Consider the following 17,025-nt stretch of genomic DNA (forward strand, 5'->3'; position numbering starts at 1 on the left):
TTCTTTTGATTATACAAATTCAATCAGTAAGTCGTCACTTTGGATTGTGTCGCCTTCTTTAATATGGATCGCTTTAATCTCACCGTCTTGCGCGGCTTGGATCGTCGTCTCCATCTTCATCGCCTCAGTGACGAGAAGTTGTTCCCCACGATGGACCCGGCTTCCTGGTTCGACGAGTACTTTCAAGACCGAACCTGGCATCGAGGCACCGACTTGTTTCGAATTCGAGCGTTCCACTTTCGGTCGGCTCGTCGTCGCCGACTTCACGTTGACGTCTTTAATCTCGATTTCACGCGGTACGCCGTTCATCTCATACGAGACGAGGCGGATCCCGTCTTCGTTCGCAGCGCTCACTTGAACGAGCTTGATGATGAGCGTCTTCCCTGTCTCGATTTCGACTTGGATCGTCTCGCCGACGTTCAATCCATAGAAGAACGTCAACGTGTCAAGCACCGAGACGTCACCGTACGTGTTCGTATGGGTCACGTAGTCCTCGAACACTTTCGGATAAAGCGCGTTCGCGAGCAGTTCAAAGTCCGTCACCGGACGTTCGAGCTTCTCAAACAACTTCGTTTGAGCCGCTTCAAAGTCGTACGGCTTGATCAGTTTACCTGGACGGACCTCGAGCGGCGTCTCACCTTTGAGAATCGCTTGTTGGACGTCTTTCGGGAACCCTCCTGGAGGCGACCCGAGCTCACCGCGCATCATCTCGACGACCGAGTCTGGGAAATCAAGTTGATTTCCTCGTTCGATAACGTCCTGTTCGCTCAAGTTATGTTGAACCATGAAGAGTGCCATGTCCCCTACGACTTTAGACGACGGGGTCACTTTGACGATATCGCCGAACAACATGTTGACGCGGGCGTACATCGACTTCACTTCACTCCAGCGGTCACCAAGACCGACCGCTTTCGCTTGTTGCTGCAAGTTCGAATACTGTCCGCCCGGCATCTCATGCTCATACACCGATGGATTCGATGCACGCATGTCACTTTCGAACGGTTCATAGTTATGACGCACGTCTTGCCAGTAGTCACTGATGACTTCGTAGTGCTTCGCATCGATCTTCGGCTGGCGTTCGTGATGGTCGAGTGCGTAAATCAAACTTCCACCTGAAGGCTGCGACGTCATACCCGACATCGAGCTCGCTGCGACGTCGACGATATCGACGCCCGCATCAGTCGCCCGTGCGTAAGTGAAGATCCCATTCCCCGAAGCGTCGTGCGTGTGCAAATGAATCGGCAAGTCGACGGCGTCTTTCAGTGCCGACACGAGCGCATACGCCGATTCAGGTTTTAAGAGGCCAGCCATATCTTTGATTGCAAGAATATGAGCTCCGCTCGCTTCGAGCTGCTTGGCGAGATCGACGTAGTACGGCAAGTGATACTTCGGACGGTTTCCGTCATACAAGTCACCGGTGTAACAGATTGCCGCTTCTGCGACTTTCCCTGTCGGCAGCGTCGCGTCGATCGCGAGTTTAATCGATTCGATGTTGTTCAAGCTGTCGAAGATACGGAAGATGTCGACACCGGCATAAGCCGCCTCGTGGACGAACTTCTCGATGACGTTGTCGGCATAGTTTTTATACCCGACGGCGTTGGCACCGCGAAGGAGCATTTGAATCAAGACGTTCGGCATTTTCTCACGAAGGCGCATGAGACGTACCCACGGGTCTTCCGAGAGGAAACGGTAGGCGACGTCAAACGTTGCCCCGCCCCACGCCTCGACCGAGAACAGTTCTGGCATGAGTTTACTCGTCGGCTCGGCGATATTCAAGATGTCTTGCGTCCGCATCCGTGTCGCGAGGAGCGACTGGTGGGCGTCTCGCATCGTCGTATCCGTCAAGAGTAGCTCTGGTTGACGTTTGATCCAGTCAGCCAAACCGTCTGGACCGAGTTCTGTCAGGATTTGTTTCGTCCCCGGCTTCGCTTCGGCCGGAAGGTTTTGCGGAATCCGGACCGAGCGGCTGATCGGCTTATCTTTCAAGCCGACACCCGGGAATCCGTTGACGGTGACGTCCCCGATATAGTTGAGGAGTTTCGTCCCCCGGTCTTTCCGTTTCGGGAAGACGAACAGTTCGGGTGTATCATCGATGAACGACGTACTATAGTCCCCGCTAATAAAGTTTTGGTGCTTCATGACGTTGATCAAAAACGGAATGTTCGTCTTGATGCCGCGAATCCGGAACTCGTTCAAGTTACGGACCATCTTCGCTGCCGCTTGTTCGAACGTCATCCCATGCGTCGACAGCTTGACGAGGAGCGAGTCGTAGTACGGCGAGATTTCAGACCCGACGTAGGCGTTCCCGCCGTCGAGACGAACCCCAAAACCGCCTGGCGAACGATAGGCCATGATTTTCCCTGTGTCCGGCATGAAGTTGTTAGCCGGGTCTTCCGACGTGACACGGGATTGGATCGCATAGCCGAGCAGTTTGATATCTTCTTGCTTCGGCATGTGAATCACGTCACCGTGAAGCGACTCGCCTTGGGCGATCATGAGCTGTGTTTGGACGATATCGAACCCGGTAACCATCTCAGTGATCGTATGTTCGACTTGGATCCGTGGGTTGACCTCGATGAAGTAGAACGACTCATCCTCAGTGACGAGGAACTCGACCGTCCCTGCGTTCACATAGCCGACGTGACGCATCACTTGAACCGCCGCGTCACAGATTGCTTGACGAGACGCCTCCGACAACGTCACACACGGTGCGACTTCGACGACTTTCTGGTGACGACGTTGAACCGAGCAGTCACGCTCAAACAAATGGATGATGTTCCCGTGATCATCCCCGAGAATTTGCACCTCGATATGCTTCGGACGTTCAACTAATTTTTCTATGTACACTTCGTCCGAGCCGAACGCTTGCTTCGCCTCTGACTTGGCACGTTCAATCAAATCTTTCATCTCGGCCTCGGTCCGGATGACGCGCATACCGCGTCCGCCGCCGCCCATTGAGGCTTTGACCATGAGCGGGAAACCATGCACGTTCGCAAAGTCGAGCGCGTCTTCGTACGAAGTCAATGGACCGTTCGAGCCTGGAATGACCGGTAGCCCGGCTGCGATCGCGTTTTGACGAGCCCGAACTTTATCTCCGAACGCGTGCAGGTGCGATTCGTCCGGTCCGACGAAGATGATGCCTTCTTCGCGGCAACGACGAGCTAGTTCAATGTTTTCCGATAAGAAACCGTAACCCGGGTGAATCGCGTCACTCCCCGATTGCTTCGCGATTCGAATGACGTCTTCGATGTCGAGATAGGCGTCGATCGGTTTCTTGTTGAGACCGATCAAATACGCTTCATCGGCTTTAAAACGATGTAACGACCCACTATCCTCTTGCGAATAGATGGCGACAGTACGCATTCCTAATTCTGAGGCTGCCCTAAATACACGAATGGCAATCTCTCCACGGTTGGCTACAAGCAATTTGCTAATTGATTTCAACCTAAATCCCCCCATTTTGGAAATCGTTTACATATACATCTTTACCTTACTACATGTAGTGATGCATTTTGAACGTTTTCTTCTGATTTTTCGCGAATTCCCGCGCGGCGTGTCGCCTCTCGGTGACGGTTACGCATCGAGATACTGCTGAGCACACCGAGAATTCCCATCGTCATGATCAGCGACGTGCCGCCGTAACTGACGAGTGGAAGCGTCACACCCGTACCCGGGAACCAGCCCGACATCGCCCCGATATTGATTCCGGTTTGGACCATGATTTGCGCGGCAATCCCGAACGAGACGAACATCGCAAAATGGCTGTCGGTATGGTTGGCGATATTTACTGCCCGGAACGCGATGAAAAAGAGCAACACCAAGACGACGAGGACGCCGATAAAGCCAAGTTCTTCGGCGATGATCGACATGATATAGTCCGTCTCCGGCTCCGGCAAATAGCCATACTTTTGATAACTATTCCCAAGTCCGACGCCGGTCAATCCCCCATGCACGATCGAGATGATCGACATGAGAAGTTGATGCCCGTAGCCTTCTGGGTCCATGAATGGATTGAAGACGACGTTAATCCGACTAACTTGGTTTTCTGTGAAAACAAACGTATACATAGCATAAACAAAACCAATTCCAGCAATAATCACCGGGATGATGATGCGAAGCGGGGCCCCGGCAGCTAACCACATCATGAACATAATTACCCCTAAGACGAACAATCCGCCATGGTCAGGCTGTCCATTTATGACGAAGGCATACGGGAAAAAGTAGAACAAACCCGGGATGATGAAGAAAGCCCCGATTTGGGCGCGTAGCTTTTTCCGTTCGATCGCCGCACGGCCGATTCGGCCCGGCCATCCTGTCAGTTCACGATTCCATAACTGATGGTAGTAGTTGGCGAGCAATAAAATTAACACAAACTTAGCGATCTCGATTGGTTGGATCGTGAAACCGCCGATGATGAGCCAAGCCCGGGCACCGTTCAGCGGAGGCATCGCCCAAGTGACAAACAGTAGAATGACCGAGAGCGCATACAGGCTTCGCAACACGTTCTTTTTGCGGAAGTTTTCATACCGGAACATCGTCGCGATCAAATAGACGACAATCCCGAACCCTGCATAGAACAGTTGACGATAAAACAAGCCGCTGTTCGCGTAATCCCCACGATTCCAAACACTGGCGCTGTAAATCATGATCGAGCTGATCCCAACGAGCAAGAGCACCGCAATGAACAGTGAGAAATCAAAGTACCGAAACCGAGTTTTCATGTTTTCACTTCCTTATGTACAGCAATCCGCAACCCGTTATAAAAAAATACTCAAACAGCGCCGCCTGCACAGTTTGAGTATAAGGTTCATAATTCTGAAGCTTCCGCGAGCGCGGATAACTTTTGTTCCAATGAATCGATCAGTTGCTTGCCTTCGACATCTGAAATAAGTCCAAGCCGGACCGCAAAATCGATTTGGCGCGACAGACCGAACATATGTGTATCAAGTACCTCTTCATAAAGCGGGCACTTCGGCATTTTCAAGTTTTCTAATTGTACCTCAATCAAGCAACGGATTTTTTCAGCATCTGCTTCAAGCAAGTGAAGCGCCTGTTCCCGTTGGACTGCAGCCAAATTTGTCGCCACTACGACCCCTCCTCCGTACAATGACAGACTGTTTGTCATAACTCAACTGTACATTATATTTCATCATAATTCAATGAACAGTCTAGATTCAAAGCGTGTTTCTCGCAGTTTTCCTTTTTGCACGGAAGAGCTGTATAATATACATTGTATCGCTAGTTAAGGGGGAGTATCAATGATTTTTCCGTTAGATGGAGCGGTCCGTCACGCGCTGACGATTGACCCGACCGTATGGATTTTTGACGAACGTAAACGCAAAGTCGACGAACTCGACCAAGCCGTCGAGAATGACTCAGACGCCTACTATGCCAAAATGGGGAAGGCATGGGACGACGGATTGACACTAGGGACGCGCGTCGACCACAATAAACCGATGTCGCGGGCCGACAAAGACGCTGCGCTTCGTGACTCGTTCGCGATGCCGTTCGCACCATTTCTCCAAAACGCCGAGCCGCTCAATACGGCGACGCACGTCAGCTTTTATGGGGAGACGGTATTGACGATCCCACTCGCCGAAGTCGGTTCGATTTATCTTCAGTTTTCACAAGATGGAAAAGTGTTGGCTGACGGACCGGTCTATGCACTCTACAACAACCAAATCATCCGTCAGGTCGACCATATCGTCGTCCGAACGGATGGCTGATGAGAAGGCACTCGCCGTCTCAGGCTGTTGACGAACGAGGTCGCTATAAGCGATCTCGTTCGTCTTTTTTTTGGACTTTTTACTTCACAAAGTGTAACATGTGTGATATCGAAATCTACTCTATGCAGAAAGGTCGTGACGCTTACGATACCTTTATGGAAAAAGAACTTGATCATCGTTTGGATCGGCAGCTTCTTGACGGCTGCCTCGATGAGCCTCGTCTTACCGTTCCTGCCCTTATTTATCGAAGAGCTCGGTGTGACCAACCCTGACCACGTCGTCACCTGGTCCGCCGTCGCTTTCGGCGCCACTTTCCTCGTGGCCGCCATTGTCTCCCCGCTTTGGGGCCGACTCGCTGACCAGAAAGGGCGCAAGCTCATGTTGATTCGGGCGAGCCTCGGAATGGCCGTCGTCATGTTCTTGATCGGCTTCGTGCAAGACGTTTATCAACTCGTCGGTTTACGACTCATCATGGGTGCCGTCTCCGGATTCATCTCGGCCGGCATCACTCTCGTCATCTCACAGACACCAAAAGAGAAAAGCGGCTGGGCGCTCGGCACGTTGTCGACCGGTGGTATCACCGGCGGACTCCTCGGTCCATTGATCGGTGGACTGCTCGCAGACTGGATTGGGCTTCGACCCGTCTTTCTCTTTACCGGTAGCGCACTCTTCGTCACGTTTTTAATCACACTCCTGTTCGTGAAAGAAGATTTCGTCCCGGTGGCGCGCGAGCGACTTGATTCGACAAAGTCGATCATCGCCTCGCTCCGTCATCCCCAACTCATCTTCAGCTTGTTTTTGACGACGTTTTTAATTCAGTTTTCAACGCAGTCAATCGGGCCACTGTTGACACTGTACGTCCGTGAACTGAACCCGTACACGACTTCCCTCGCGTTCATCGCGGGAATCGTCGCTTCAGCGCCGGGGGTGGCCGCCCTCCTGTCCGCACAACATCTCGGACGGCTGTCAGACCGCCACGGGCCGGAACGGATTTTGTTTTGGGCGCTCATCATTTATACCGCGTTCTTGATTCCTCAGGCGTTCGTGACGTCGACGACACAGCTCGTCATGTTGCGCTTCGGCCTTGGTTTCGCGACCGCGGCACTCATGCCGTCTGTGCAGTCACTGCTAAGGAAACATACACCGAGTCACGCGACCGGACGCATTTTTTCTTACAACCAGTCGGCCCAGTTCATGGGCAACCTGCTCGGACCGTTGTTCGGATCCCAAATCGTCGCCCACTTCGGATTCTCCGCTCTCTTCATCATAACCGGTTTGATCATGTTGACGAACGCGTTGCTTGAGAAGGCGAACGTCCAAGTTTTGCTCCACCCAAACACAAAATAGACGTCGAGCGCACGCTCCACGTCTCAGGCTGTTGACGAACCAGGTCGCTAATAGCGATCTGGTTCGTCTTTTTTATGTCTGAAGACCTCGAGGCGCTCTGCCCCACATAAACCGGGCTTTTTCTCTCGACTGTCGAGGCCTCAGAAAAAGACAAATGGCCGCCAGATGGCGACCGTTTGCGTTGCGGCTCCGGGATTGCCTGCAGAAAGCGTGGGCGCCGGAAGACGAGCAATATTATTCATGTTGGTCAACAAGCTGAGACGTCACGCTCACGCTCGACGTCTATTTCTATAGCAAGTCGGCCGCCAACCGGGCGAGCGACGAGCGTTCGCCTTTGATGAGTTGGACGTGACCGAATACGTTTTGCCCTTTGAACCGCTCGACGGCATACGAGAGCCCGTTCGAATATTCATCTAAATACGGATGATCGATCTGATACGGATCGCCGACGAGAACAATCTTCGAATTCTCCCCGACCCGGGTCAAAATCGTCTTGATCTCGTGCTTCGTCAAGTTCTGCGCTTCATCGATGATGATGAACTGGTCCGGCATACTTCGCCCCCGAATATATGTGAGCGCCTCGAGCTGAATCGATTTGATGCCGGCGAGGATATTTCCGAGCTCGTCTTTCGAGTTGGCATTAAACAAGAATTCAAGATTGTCATAGATCGGCTGCATCCATGGACGAAGCTTATCTTCCATCTCACCCGGCAAGTATCCGATGTCGTTGCCCATCGGCACGACCGGACGCGCCACGACGAGCTTGTTGAAGCGACGTTCGTCCTCGACGAGGGCAAGTCCCGCCGCGAGAGCGAGGAGCGTCTTCCCGGTCCCGGCCTTCCCGAGGAGCGTCACGAACGGAATATCGTCGCGAAGCAGTAAATCGAGCGCCATTCGTTGTTGGACGTTCCGCGGATGAATGCCCCAGACGTGCTCGGCGTCGAGCGATAACGGTCGAACGATCGGTTGTAACGGATCGACGACCGCGAGTGCGCTCGCTTTCGAAACGTTACTCTTTAAGATGACAAATGAGTTCGGGTACAGTTGGTTTTTTGAAAAAGCCGACGTCGGTAGCTGGCGAACTTGATAGAATTCATCAATTATCGCCTGATCGACCTCAATCTCGCGATAGCCGGCGTACAGATTCGTCGTGTCGACGATATGGTCTGTCAAATAATCTTCGGCTTCGATGCCGATCGCATCCGCTTTGACACGGACCAGTATATCTTTTGAGACGACCACGACTTTCCGGTTATGATCATGCTCATACTGTTTCATCAAACCAAGTGCGACCGTCAAAATCCGGTTGTCATTCGTCATGACGTCGAACGGGAAGTCGACTGTATGTTCATGACCGATCTCAACGAAGAGATGGCCGCCATTCTCGAGCGGCACCCCGTCATGAAGTTTGCCGGTCGATCGGAGCTGGTCAAGCACACGCGCCGTTTCTCGGGCGTTACGGCCAAGCTCGTCCATGTTTCGTTTTTTTCCATCGAGTTCTTCTAGGACGATGGCCGGGATGACGACGTCATGCTCATCGAATTGAAAGAGTGAGAGTGGGTCGTGTAGAAGTACGTTCGTATCGAGCACATACGTTTTTTTCATAAGCTTTGCCGCCCCTCGAAAATTGTTGGTGATCAAGAGTTCAAGCTTTCCTTCACTTCTCGGTCCAATTTTTCCGCTGCTTCGATATCGTACGTCTTGACGATGTCCGGTTGCCCGAACGTCGCCCCGTAAAAGGAGATGTTGCGGACTTCTTCGACCGAACCTTTAAAAAAGCGAAGGTGCAGTCCCGGTTTTACAGCCGGTTCAAATTCATGGACGTGCGAGAGCGTCACACTGTAAGCGAGACCGTCCTCTAAAAAGATGAGCCCCGCCGTCTTTTCGCTTGTCAACAGCGTGATGAGATGCGAGTTTTTTGTCAGGGCAAATCGGACTGTCTGTTGATCGGTCGCCTGCACCCAACTGATGGCGTGGGTGATCGGCCACCGCTTCGCTTCATCGAACGCGACGAGAAACGTCAACGGCATCTCGTTTAACGTTTCTTGTTGCGCCCGGGAAAGTTCGAACGTTGCTTTACTCGCCATGCACTCCCCTCCTTCTTAAACGGGTATACGAAATGGATTCGCCCTTAATGACTTCTTTCCCTGCTTTTCTATCTGGAAATCATGCTATAATCAACGAAGAGGAAGGTGAGACCATGCGCGTAAAGTGCTCTCTTTGTGATAAAGTCGATACGATTGATTCGTGGTCGTTCGAAGCGAAACGACTTCGCAATAAACCTGCTAAAACGTACATGTGCCAAGAGTGTCATGCACGCATTACGGAACGAACGGCTGAGCGTGCGGCAACAGGCCAATTCCACCTATATCCATCGTTTCGCCAAAAGCGAAGATGGTAACAAAAATGGACGCCCCTTTAACGGGACGTCCATTTTTTAGGTTGGTTCATTGACTTGGTCTTGACGGCGGTTCCACCAGAGCCGACCCCGATAAATGGCTAGGACGACCGCCATGACGAGCAATACTTCCGGGATTGGCCACGTGAAGAAGACGAGCGCCATCGTCCCCGCTCCGAGCGCGAGAATGATGTAGACGATGAGCGCCTTCCACCACGCGAGTTGTTTGGCAAAACCTAATTTAAAGACGAGCAACGTCAATAAGATGACCGTGATGATCAAGGCGTTAAAGCCGACCGAAAAGTCGTTCGCGTCACTGCCGACACCTAATAGCGAGGCGATCCACGGAACGTCGATTTGGGTAATGTCCATCGTTTGAGAAGCTTTCAAGGCAAATAATCCCCCTTTGTTTCCTACACGTCTATTCTACACGAATCAAAATAAAAGGGAACGCCTCGGCGCTCCCTTTTCTACTTATTCTTTACCAAGTTTACGACGCTTGTCAGCTTTTTCACGTTCGTTCTTGTTCAAGACCTTTTTACGGAGTCGAATCGAGAGCGGTGTGATTTCGCAGTACTCGTCATCGTTCAAGAACGTAAGCGACTCTTCAAGCGAGAAGACGCGCGGACGTTTCAAGACTTGTGTCGAGTCTTTCGATGATGCACGCATGTTCGTCAACTGTTTCCCTTTGACGGCGTTGATCGCGAGATCGACGTCACGGTTACATTCACCGATGATCATGCCTTCGTATACATCTGTACCTGGTTCGATGAAGATCGTCCCACGGTCTTCGAGTGCACCGATTGAGTAAGCCGTTGACTTACCAGCTTCGATACAAACCATGACACCGCTACGGCGACCGCCGATATCAGCAGGAATGAACGGACGATACTCTTCGAACGTATGGTTCAAGATTCCGTATCCGCGTGTCGCCGACAAGAACTCGTTACGATATCCGATGAGACCACGTGAAGGAACGATAAATTCCATACGAGTTTGACCGTTATCGTTAGTGTTCATGTTCGCGAGTTCACCTTTACGGAGACCGATCGATTCCATGACTGAACCTGTGTACTCTTCCGGTACGTCGATGATGACGCGCTCGAAAGGCTCAATTTTCGTACCGTCTTCAGCTGTACGGATGATAACTTGTGGTTTCGAAACTTGGATCTCGTACCCTTCGCGACGCATGTTCTCGATCAAGATACCGAGGTGAAGTTCACCGCGTCCTGATACGACCCATTGGTCAGGCGAGTCTGTGTTTTCGACACGGAGCGAAACGTCCGTCTCAAGTTGTTTCATCAAACGCTCTTCGATTTTACGTGCTGTCACGAAATCGCCTTCGCGTCCTGCAAATGGAGAGTTGTTCGTCATGAAACGCATTTGAAGCGTTGGCTCATCGATGCGAAGAAGCGTAAGCGGCTCTTCTTTACCGACCGGTGTGACCGTTTCACCGACGTTGATGTCTTCCATCCCCGCGATGGCGATCAAGTCACCAGCTTTAGCTTCTTCGATTTCAACACGTTTGAGTCCGAAGTAACCGAATAGCTTCGTGACGCGAAGTTGTTTGATCGATCCGTCCGTTTTGCAAAGTGAGACTTGGTCTCCGACTTTGATTTTCCCACGGAAGACGCGACCGACGCCGATACGACCGAGGTAGTTATCGTAGTCGAGCATCGTGACTTGGAACTGAAGCGGCTCATCCGAGTTGTCGATTGGTGCCGGTGTGTTCTCAAGAATCGTATCGAGTACGTGCGTGATTGTATCTTCTTGCTTCTCAGGATCAGGATCGAACGAACTTGAACCGCTGACTGCAGACGTATAGACGACAGGGAATTCAAGTTGATCTTCATCTGCTCCGAGATCGATCAATAAGTCTACGACTTCATCGACGACGTCGAGCGGACGGACCATCGCTTTGTCGATTTTGTTGACGACAACGATTGGGCGAAGTCCTTGGTCAAGTGCTTTCTTCAATACGAAGCGTGTTTGTGGCATACAGCCTTCACGTGCATCGACAACAAGAATAACGCCATCAACCATACGCATGATCCGCTCAACTTCACCACCGAAGTCGGCGTGTCCTGGCGTATCTACGATGTTGATGCGAGTATCTTTATAATCGATTGCCGTGTTTTTAGCGAGGATCGTAATCCCGCGCTCACGTTCGATATCGTTCGAGTCCATGGCGCGCTCTGCTACCATTTCGTTTGTCCGGAAAGTACCAGACTGTTTCAATAGTTCATCGACTAACGTTGTTTTACCATGGTCAACGTGGGCGATGATGGCTACGTTACGGAGGTTAGTTCTTAAATTCATGTAGTTATTCCTCTCTTATTTGAAAAGTTTCAACTTTGTATTCAACTTAAAGAGTATAGCACAGGTTCTACCACCTTTGTCACGTTATATAGTCTGTTACCGTTTCCAATTACGCTGATTTTGCTTACAATGAGATAGAGCCAAGAAAAAAAGGGGGAATTTCGATGCAACTCATGTTCGTCTTGATCGCAATCGCCGTCGTCGCCGGTTTTGTCGGTATCGGCATCGGTGTCGCCGAAGCGAGTACCGCCATCATCGTTGGCAGTCTCGCGTTGAGCGCGGTCGCTACATTCTTCGGTATCAACTTGCGCCGCCGTGTCCTAGCAGACCGACGTCCATAACGAACAGGCCCGAGGCGAGCGCCTTGGGCCTTGTTTTATAGTTCTCGCGTCAAGCAGATGCGGTCTCGCAACACGAGGCCGTCTTCTTCGATTGCCTCGTAGCCATGGTTCGGAAAATAATCGCGTTCGACCGAAGCAAAACGGAATCCGGCTTGTTGATAGAAGCGCAACTGGACGATGCTTGAGTTGCCCGTGCAGACGAGCAGTTCGCTCGCACTTCCGCTCGCTGCCCGACGGATGGCGTCTTGGAGCATCCGTTGCCCGATTGTCTGGTTTTGACGGTCCGGTTTGACAGCGATGTTGACGAGTTCGACCGATTCCGCACTGCGACGGACGAGCATATACGCCCCGACGAGTTCTCCGCCGAGTAAAGCCTCAAACGTCGATCCCGTCTCGTATTGCGCTTGCACCATCGCCTCGTTCGGATTCGCCAAGACGAGCAAATCACGCACACGGTCGTACGTTTTGTTCGGTTCGATCGCAAGGTCTGGCCTCACTTCAGGCGCCACGTTTTTCGCGATGACGTAATGCTTGATGACGTCCTTGACGAACGTCTCACTCCCCGCGAGGACCGATGTCTTCCCTTTATAGCTGACGGGTTCACCGTATAAGGAGACGACGCGTCCCCTGACTTCTTCGACGAGAAGTTTTCCGGCCGCGTAATCCCAGGGCATATTGCGCATCGTGATATAGCCGTCGACCCGTCCGGCCGCAACCCAAGCCAGTTCGAGTGAGGCGGCCCCGTGCGCTCGTGTCCCGACAGAGTCGCGGACGATCGGTGCCAACACTTCCGGTGCAATCTGTTGGTTCGGGGTCACCCACGTCGCATTCATACTCAAAAATGCGTCACGGACGTGATGTTCATGAAGCGGCGGCAACTTCCGTCCGTTGAGCGTCGCCCCATAACCACGTCGTGCCACGAACAGCTCGTCAGCCATCACATCATAGACGAATCCATACTCGACGACCTCATCGACCATAATCGCGATCGAGATGGCGAACATCCGCTTTTGATGAATAAAATTGAGCGTCCCGTCAATCGGATCGACAAACCAAACCGTCCCTGTCAACTTGTCAGGCTGTGTCGAGATGCCTTCTTCTCCGACGATCTGATGCTCCGGATATGCCGCTCGGATGCGGTCGACGATCAGTTGTTCGACCGCTCGATCGATTTCAGTGACCAAGTCCCCTTTGCCCGTCTTCCGCTCGATCCGATAACTTTCATCGATTTGTTGGCGGATATATTCCCCTGCTTGTTTGATTAGATCAATCGCAAACCATTCCAACATATTTATCACCTCTCTATGTATTATAGCAAACAAAAACCAGTATTCGCGTGGAATACTGGTTGAATGAGCGGTTGTGGGTCAGGCTTCGAGACGCAAAAGTTCTTGGCGGTATTTCTCTAACCGATGCTTGCTAGCCTGGACAGTGGCATCGTCTTGTGACGCCATTGCATCGAAGAGTGTTGCCAATTCATAATCAATCTCTAGGCGCAGCACCGGAATCCGTTTTTCTGCGTCTTTTCTTTTGAATGCCTCAATCACTTGTTTCATGAGATGCCACACTCCTTTTGTTGGGCTACAAGTTACGGTTTAGTAAGTTGAATTGAGTATATCAGATGAGATTCAAAAAAGAAAGAGAATTGTCTGACTATTTTGAATTTTTTATCTTAGTGGATATATTCCCACTTCAACCGGTCCTAAACCTTAAATAACCGTTAGTGATATGTACCCTATTTCTTAAGGGATTAACTAAAAAAAGCAGGAACCGACAGATTCGTCGGTTCCTGCAATTCATTTGTTACAACCTGATAATCTTAGTATTTGATTTCAAGGCCGCTTGGACCGTACGATAGGTAGAGTATCCGGTCTGCTCATCGTGGACAGCGCTCAGTTGCTTCTCTTCTGATTTTGATGTCACGATTTGTTTGAACGACCGATACGTTGCTAAAAATTCTTCCCGATCGACGCCGCCTTCGTTGGCGAGTGCGACTTGATTATAGAACTCGACGACTTCGATCAGTTCTTCCGTCGTCCAGTCCGGATTGATTGGATAGTTGATTTGCATATTCTTCACCTCGACAACCATTGTATCAACAAAAAAAACTATTGCAAGTTGACTTGGAAATCTCTATAGTTTTTTTGTTGCATCGTTTTTCTGCATAGCAGACCAATCATTCACCGGGTAAAGAAACTTAGTATACGTAAACGACCGATCCCATACAAACGCTGATTTCAAGGAGGGCTTACTATTGAAAATTAAAGGGTCTACACAGCTCGACACGCCGCTATTTGAGACGTTGCTCAAACACGTCAATACAAATCCGATTGCGTTCCATATTCCCGGTCACAAAGGCGGAAAAGGAATGGATCCCGAATTTCGTGACTTCATCGGCGAAAATGCTTTAAAAATCGATTTGATCAACATCGCTCCACTTGATGACTTGCATCATCCGAAAGCGTCGATTGCTGAAGCCGAGCGTCTCGCTGCTGAAGCGTTCCGTGCTGACGAGACATTTTTCTCGGTCCAAGGCACATCGAGCGCCATCATGGCGATGATCATGGGCGTCGTCGGGCCGAACGAAAAAATTATCGTCCCGCGTAACGTGCATAAATCCGTCATGTCAGCGCTCGTCTTGACCGGAGCCCATCCTGTATTCATTCATCCTGAATACGATGAGACGTACGGGATCGCCCACGGCATCACGGCAAGCGCTGTCGAGCGCGCGCTCGAGCTGCATCCTGACACGAAAGCCGTCCTCGTCATCAACCCGACGTACTTCGGTGTCGCTGGTGACCTCGAACGCATCGTCGCCGTTGCTCACGCTCAGGACGTCCCTGTACTCGTTGACGAAGCGCACGGTGTCCACTTGCCATTCCACGACGAGCTCCCTCTGTCGGCGATGCAAGCGGGCGCAGACGTCGCTGCGACGAGCGTGCATAAGCTCGGTGGCTCGATGACAGGTAGCTCGATTTTGAACGTACGCCGCGGTCTCGTCTCGCCAGAGCGGATCCACGCGATGCTCTCGATGATTACGACGACGTCGACGTCCTACCTACTTCTCGCCTCGCTCGACGCAGCCCGGCGCCAATTGGCGACAAAAGGTGAGGCGATGAACGAACGCGCCCTCACGCTTGCCCGGTCGGCACGCGTCGCCATCAACAACATGCCGCATTTATCGGTCTACGGCCACTCTGAGCTCCATTCTGAGTCGACGTACGCCTTAGATGAGACGAAAGTACTCGTATCGGTTCGTGAGCTTGGAATTACCGGATTCGAAATCGAGAAATATTTGCGCGAACATCACCGCATCGAAGTCGAGATGTCCGATTTGTTGAACGTCCTCTTCATCGTGACGAGTGCCGACGATGAGTCGACGATTCAAGCACTTATCGATGCGATGCACGATGTCGTATCGGTGTATAAGCAGTCTGGGAACGATTCTTTATCGATCATGCTCCCGGAGATCCCACCACTCGCGCTCAGCCCACGAGACGCGTTCTACGAAGAGACGGAAACGATTCCGCTCGAGAACGCTGTCGGACGAATTTCGGCTGAGTTCATCATGGTGTATCCACCAGGGATTCCTATCATCATTCCTGGAGAATTGATCACGGCATCGACACTCGAGTACATCACGGCCAATATCGAAGCTGGTTTACCGGTTCAAGGACTTGAAGACGAGTCGCTTCAAATGATTAAAGTCATCCAACAAACGAAAGCAATCCGCTAAACGAAAGCGAGCCGGTCAAATTGACCGGCTCGCTTTGTGTCATCAGAAGAAAAGATGCTTATGATGATCGAATTGCTTCCCCTACTACCCATTATAAGAAAACGCTTACATTTTTTCAAGAGGTGATTCTGAAGTTTTTTCATCTTTCGTCCCTTCCTCGAGACAAAGACGCAAAAATTCAGCAACATGGTCGGTGTCATACAGATTGATTCCGAGCATCGGATAAAGCTGTCTCGGTTCTTCGAGCGCATGCATATCGAGAAGGGCTGACTGTCCGGTCTGCATGCAGACGACGAGTACTTTCCCCATGAACTGGTGCGTATAGACAAATCCGAAATCATAACGAGACGTCTCGGTTTCGATGCCGGTAAACCGAACGCGGCTCGTCTCGGAAACGGTATATAATAGCTCCTCATCAAACGCCATGATCATTCCCTCCTTTCTGACTTCATATGTTATTTTCCTTTATACTGAACTTGTGAAACCTAGGGAGGATGACTCATGAACATTCGAAAAGCAAGCGCGCGCGACGAAGCCGCACTATTGACGCTCATGCAAGCGCTCTGGCCCGACGCCCCGTTGATCGAGTTGACGGCCGAGCTTCGTCTCGGATTGCGTTCCGGCAAGATGCATTATTTTTTGGCGACCGACAACACGGCAGTCGGATTTTGCCAGCTCAGTTTCAGACATGACTATGTTCCCGGCGCCGTCTCTTCTCCGACTGCGTTCTTAGAAGGGATATACGTCGACGAATCCGTACGCGGGCAGGATGTGGCGACCCGGCTCGTCGAAGCTGCCGCATCATACGCTCGGTCGAAAGGCTGTGACGAACTCGCTTCAGATACGGAGCTTGACAATGAGGGGAGCCAACGTTTTCATGCTCGAATCGGTTTCGATGAAGTCGAACGGACCGTCCACTACATCAAAAAACTCTCCCGCGAGTAGGAGGGCACTGAAAAACTTCAAATAATTTTGAGCAGAGGAGCGTCATCCCGGATGGGATGGCGCTCCTCTGCTTTCATTGCCCTTCGAGCCGCCCTGTCCGGCACGCCGCTTTCCTGGGGGCGGTCAGCGAGCCGCATCGCGACGATGTCGCTGCTGGGTCTCGCCTTGCCCGCTGTTCCCCCGGGAGTCGGCGTGCCCTCGGGGCGACGCTGT

Annotated in this window: 17 protein-coding genes; 6 read left to right on the forward strand and 11 right to left on the reverse strand. The window is 51.6% G+C overall.

Translation table 11 applies throughout. The features are described 5' to 3' along the window. Window positions 1-9: 9 nt before the first annotated feature. The 3 genes from EVJ32_RS02360 to EVJ32_RS02370 all read right to left on the reverse strand — a co-directional run bounded on the left by EVJ32_RS02360 (window position 10) and on the right by EVJ32_RS02370 (window position 5,086). Window positions 10-3,459, reverse strand: a complete 3,450-nt coding sequence (locus EVJ32_RS02360; protein WP_070327582.1) for a pyruvate carboxylase — start codon at window positions 3,457-3,459, stop codon at window positions 10-12. Between the two features lie 26 nt (window positions 3,460-3,485). Continuing rightward, window positions 3,486-4,721, reverse strand: a complete 1,236-nt coding sequence (locus tag EVJ32_RS02365) for an FtsW/RodA/SpoVE family cell cycle protein (RefSeq protein ID WP_131456316.1) — start codon at window positions 4,719-4,721, stop codon at window positions 3,486-3,488. An 86-nt stretch (window positions 4,722-4,807) separates the two neighbouring features. Next, a complete protein-coding gene (locus tag EVJ32_RS02370) occupies window positions 4,808-5,086 on the reverse strand; it encodes an Fpa/YlaN family protein (RefSeq protein ID WP_070327584.1) in 279 nt (92 codons plus the stop codon). A gap of 172 nt (window positions 5,087-5,258) precedes the next feature. On the opposite strand from EVJ32_RS02370, the gene EVJ32_RS02375 reads away from it, so the two are divergent. Both EVJ32_RS02375 and EVJ32_RS02380 read left to right on the forward strand, forming a co-directional pair. Continuing rightward, window positions 5,259-5,726 carry a hypothetical protein gene (locus EVJ32_RS02375; protein WP_070327585.1) on the forward strand — a complete coding sequence of 156 codons (468 nt, stop codon included), beginning with the start codon at window positions 5,259-5,261 and terminating at the stop codon, window positions 5,724-5,726. A gap of 147 nt (window positions 5,727-5,873) precedes the next feature. Then, on the forward strand, window positions 5,874-7,073 hold the full coding sequence (locus EVJ32_RS02380) for a multidrug efflux MFS transporter (RefSeq protein WP_131456351.1): 1,200 nt from the start codon (window positions 5,874-5,876) through the stop codon (window positions 7,071-7,073). A 288-nt stretch (window positions 7,074-7,361) separates the two neighbouring features. On the opposite strand, the gene EVJ32_RS02385 is transcribed toward EVJ32_RS02380, so the two are convergent. Then, on the reverse strand, window positions 7,362-8,678 hold the full coding sequence (locus tag EVJ32_RS02385) for a PhoH family protein (protein ID WP_016509526.1): 1,317 nt from the start codon (window positions 8,676-8,678) through the stop codon (window positions 7,362-7,364). 32 nt (window positions 8,679-8,710) lie between these two features. Next, window positions 8,711-9,160 (reverse strand): PNPOx family protein, encoded by a 450-nt coding sequence (locus EVJ32_RS02390; RefSeq protein ID WP_070327586.1) that lies wholly within the window; start codon window positions 9,158-9,160, stop codon window positions 8,711-8,713. Between the two features lie 113 nt (window positions 9,161-9,273). On the opposite strand from EVJ32_RS02390, the gene EVJ32_RS02395 reads away from it, so the two are divergent. Beyond that, a complete protein-coding gene (locus tag EVJ32_RS02395; protein ID WP_083273976.1) occupies window positions 9,274-9,474 on the forward strand; it encodes a YlaI family protein in 201 nt (66 codons plus the stop codon). Window positions 9,475-9,510: 36 nt separating this feature from the next. Here the strand turns inward: EVJ32_RS02395 and EVJ32_RS02400 are convergent, their stop codons facing one another. Next, a complete protein-coding gene (locus EVJ32_RS02400; RefSeq protein ID WP_236633741.1) occupies window positions 9,511-9,861 on the reverse strand; it encodes a YlaH-like family protein in 351 nt (116 codons plus the stop codon). An 84-nt stretch (window positions 9,862-9,945) separates the two neighbouring features. Next, entirely contained in the window at window positions 9,946-11,790 is a 1,845-nt protein-coding gene (gene typA / locus EVJ32_RS02405) for a translational GTPase TypA (protein ID WP_070327588.1), read from the reverse strand. Between the two features lie 164 nt (window positions 11,791-11,954). Here typA and EVJ32_RS16255 point away from each other — a divergent pair, with 164 nt between their 5' ends. After that, window positions 11,955-12,131, forward strand: coding sequence for a DUF5325 family protein (locus EVJ32_RS16255; RefSeq protein ID WP_167615659.1), 177 nt, complete (start codon window positions 11,955-11,957; stop codon window positions 12,129-12,131). A 35-nt stretch (window positions 12,132-12,166) separates the two neighbouring features. On the opposite strand, the gene EVJ32_RS02410 is transcribed toward EVJ32_RS16255, so the two are convergent. The 3 genes from EVJ32_RS02410 to EVJ32_RS02420 form a co-directional block, all read right to left on the reverse strand. After that, on the reverse strand, window positions 12,167-13,420 hold the full coding sequence (locus EVJ32_RS02410) for an inositol monophosphatase family protein (RefSeq protein ID WP_131456318.1): 1,254 nt from the start codon (window positions 13,418-13,420) through the stop codon (window positions 12,167-12,169). A gap of 78 nt (window positions 13,421-13,498) precedes the next feature. Next, window positions 13,499-13,687 (reverse strand): hypothetical protein, encoded by a 189-nt coding sequence (locus EVJ32_RS02415; RefSeq protein WP_015881266.1) that lies wholly within the window; start codon window positions 13,685-13,687, stop codon window positions 13,499-13,501. A gap of 247 nt (window positions 13,688-13,934) precedes the next feature. Continuing rightward, window positions 13,935-14,201, reverse strand: coding sequence for a UPF0223 family protein (locus EVJ32_RS02420; RefSeq protein ID WP_070327590.1), 267 nt, complete (start codon window positions 14,199-14,201; stop codon window positions 13,935-13,937). Between the two features lie 184 nt (window positions 14,202-14,385). Here EVJ32_RS02420 and EVJ32_RS02425 point away from each other — a divergent pair, with 184 nt between their 5' ends. Continuing rightward, window positions 14,386-15,867 (forward strand): aminotransferase class I/II-fold pyridoxal phosphate-dependent enzyme, encoded by a 1,482-nt coding sequence (locus EVJ32_RS02425; RefSeq protein ID WP_131456320.1) that lies wholly within the window; start codon window positions 14,386-14,388, stop codon window positions 15,865-15,867. A 105-nt stretch (window positions 15,868-15,972) separates the two neighbouring features. Here the strand turns inward: EVJ32_RS02425 and EVJ32_RS02430 are convergent, their stop codons facing one another. Continuing rightward, entirely contained in the window at window positions 15,973-16,293 is a 321-nt protein-coding gene (locus EVJ32_RS02430) for a DUF3055 domain-containing protein (protein WP_070327592.1), read from the reverse strand. Between the two features lie 75 nt (window positions 16,294-16,368). On the opposite strand from EVJ32_RS02430, the gene aac(6') reads away from it, so the two are divergent. Beyond that, window positions 16,369-16,812, forward strand: coding sequence for an aminoglycoside 6'-N-acetyltransferase (gene aac(6') / locus EVJ32_RS02435; RefSeq protein WP_070327593.1), 444 nt, complete (start codon window positions 16,369-16,371; stop codon window positions 16,810-16,812). The last annotated feature ends 213 nt before the right edge of the window (window positions 16,813-17,025 follow it).

The sequence above is a fragment of the Exiguobacterium sp. SH5S4 genome, from assembly GCF_004337045.1.
In the GTDB taxonomy this organism is placed as follows: domain Bacteria; phylum Bacillota; class Bacilli; order Exiguobacteriales; family Exiguobacteriaceae; genus Exiguobacterium; species Exiguobacterium aurantiacum_A.

Excerpts from the sequence above, each read along its gene's own strand:
- EVJ32_RS02360 (WP_070327582.1), bottom strand. The coding sequence starts at position 3,459 with ATGGGGGGATTTAGGTTGAAATCAATTAGCAAATTGCTTGTAGCCAAC.
- EVJ32_RS02365 (WP_131456316.1), bottom strand. The coding sequence starts at position 4,721 with ATGAAAACTCGGTTTCGGTACTTTGATTTCTCACTGTTCATTGCGGTG.
- EVJ32_RS02375 (WP_070327585.1), top strand. The coding sequence starts at position 5,259 with ATGATTTTTCCGTTAGATGGAGCGGTCCGTCACGCGCTGACGATTGAC.
- EVJ32_RS02385 (WP_016509526.1), bottom strand. The coding sequence starts at position 8,678 with ATGAAAAAAACGTATGTGCTCGATACGAACGTACTTCTACACGACCCA.
- EVJ32_RS02390 (WP_070327586.1), bottom strand. The coding sequence starts at position 9,160 with ATGGCGAGTAAAGCAACGTTCGAACTTTCCCGGGCGCAACAAGAAACG.
- EVJ32_RS02395 (WP_083273976.1), top strand. The coding sequence starts at position 9,274 with ATGCGCGTAAAGTGCTCTCTTTGTGATAAAGTCGATACGATTGATTCG.
- typA (WP_070327588.1), bottom strand. The coding sequence starts at position 11,790 with ATGAATTTAAGAACTAACCTCCGTAACGTAGCCATCATCGCCCACGTT.
- EVJ32_RS16255 (WP_167615659.1), top strand. The coding sequence starts at position 11,955 with ATGCAACTCATGTTCGTCTTGATCGCAATCGCCGTCGTCGCCGGTTTT.
- EVJ32_RS02410 (WP_131456318.1), bottom strand. The coding sequence starts at position 13,420 with ATGTTGGAATGGTTTGCGATTGATCTAATCAAACAAGCAGGGGAATAT.
- EVJ32_RS02415 (WP_015881266.1), bottom strand. The coding sequence starts at position 13,687 with ATGAAACAAGTGATTGAGGCATTCAAAAGAAAAGACGCAGAAAAACGG.
- EVJ32_RS02420 (WP_070327590.1), bottom strand. The coding sequence starts at position 14,201 with ATGCAAATCAACTATCCAATCAATCCGGACTGGACGACGGAAGAACTG.
- EVJ32_RS02430 (WP_070327592.1), bottom strand. The coding sequence starts at position 16,293 with ATGGCGTTTGATGAGGAGCTATTATATACCGTTTCCGAGACGAGCCGC.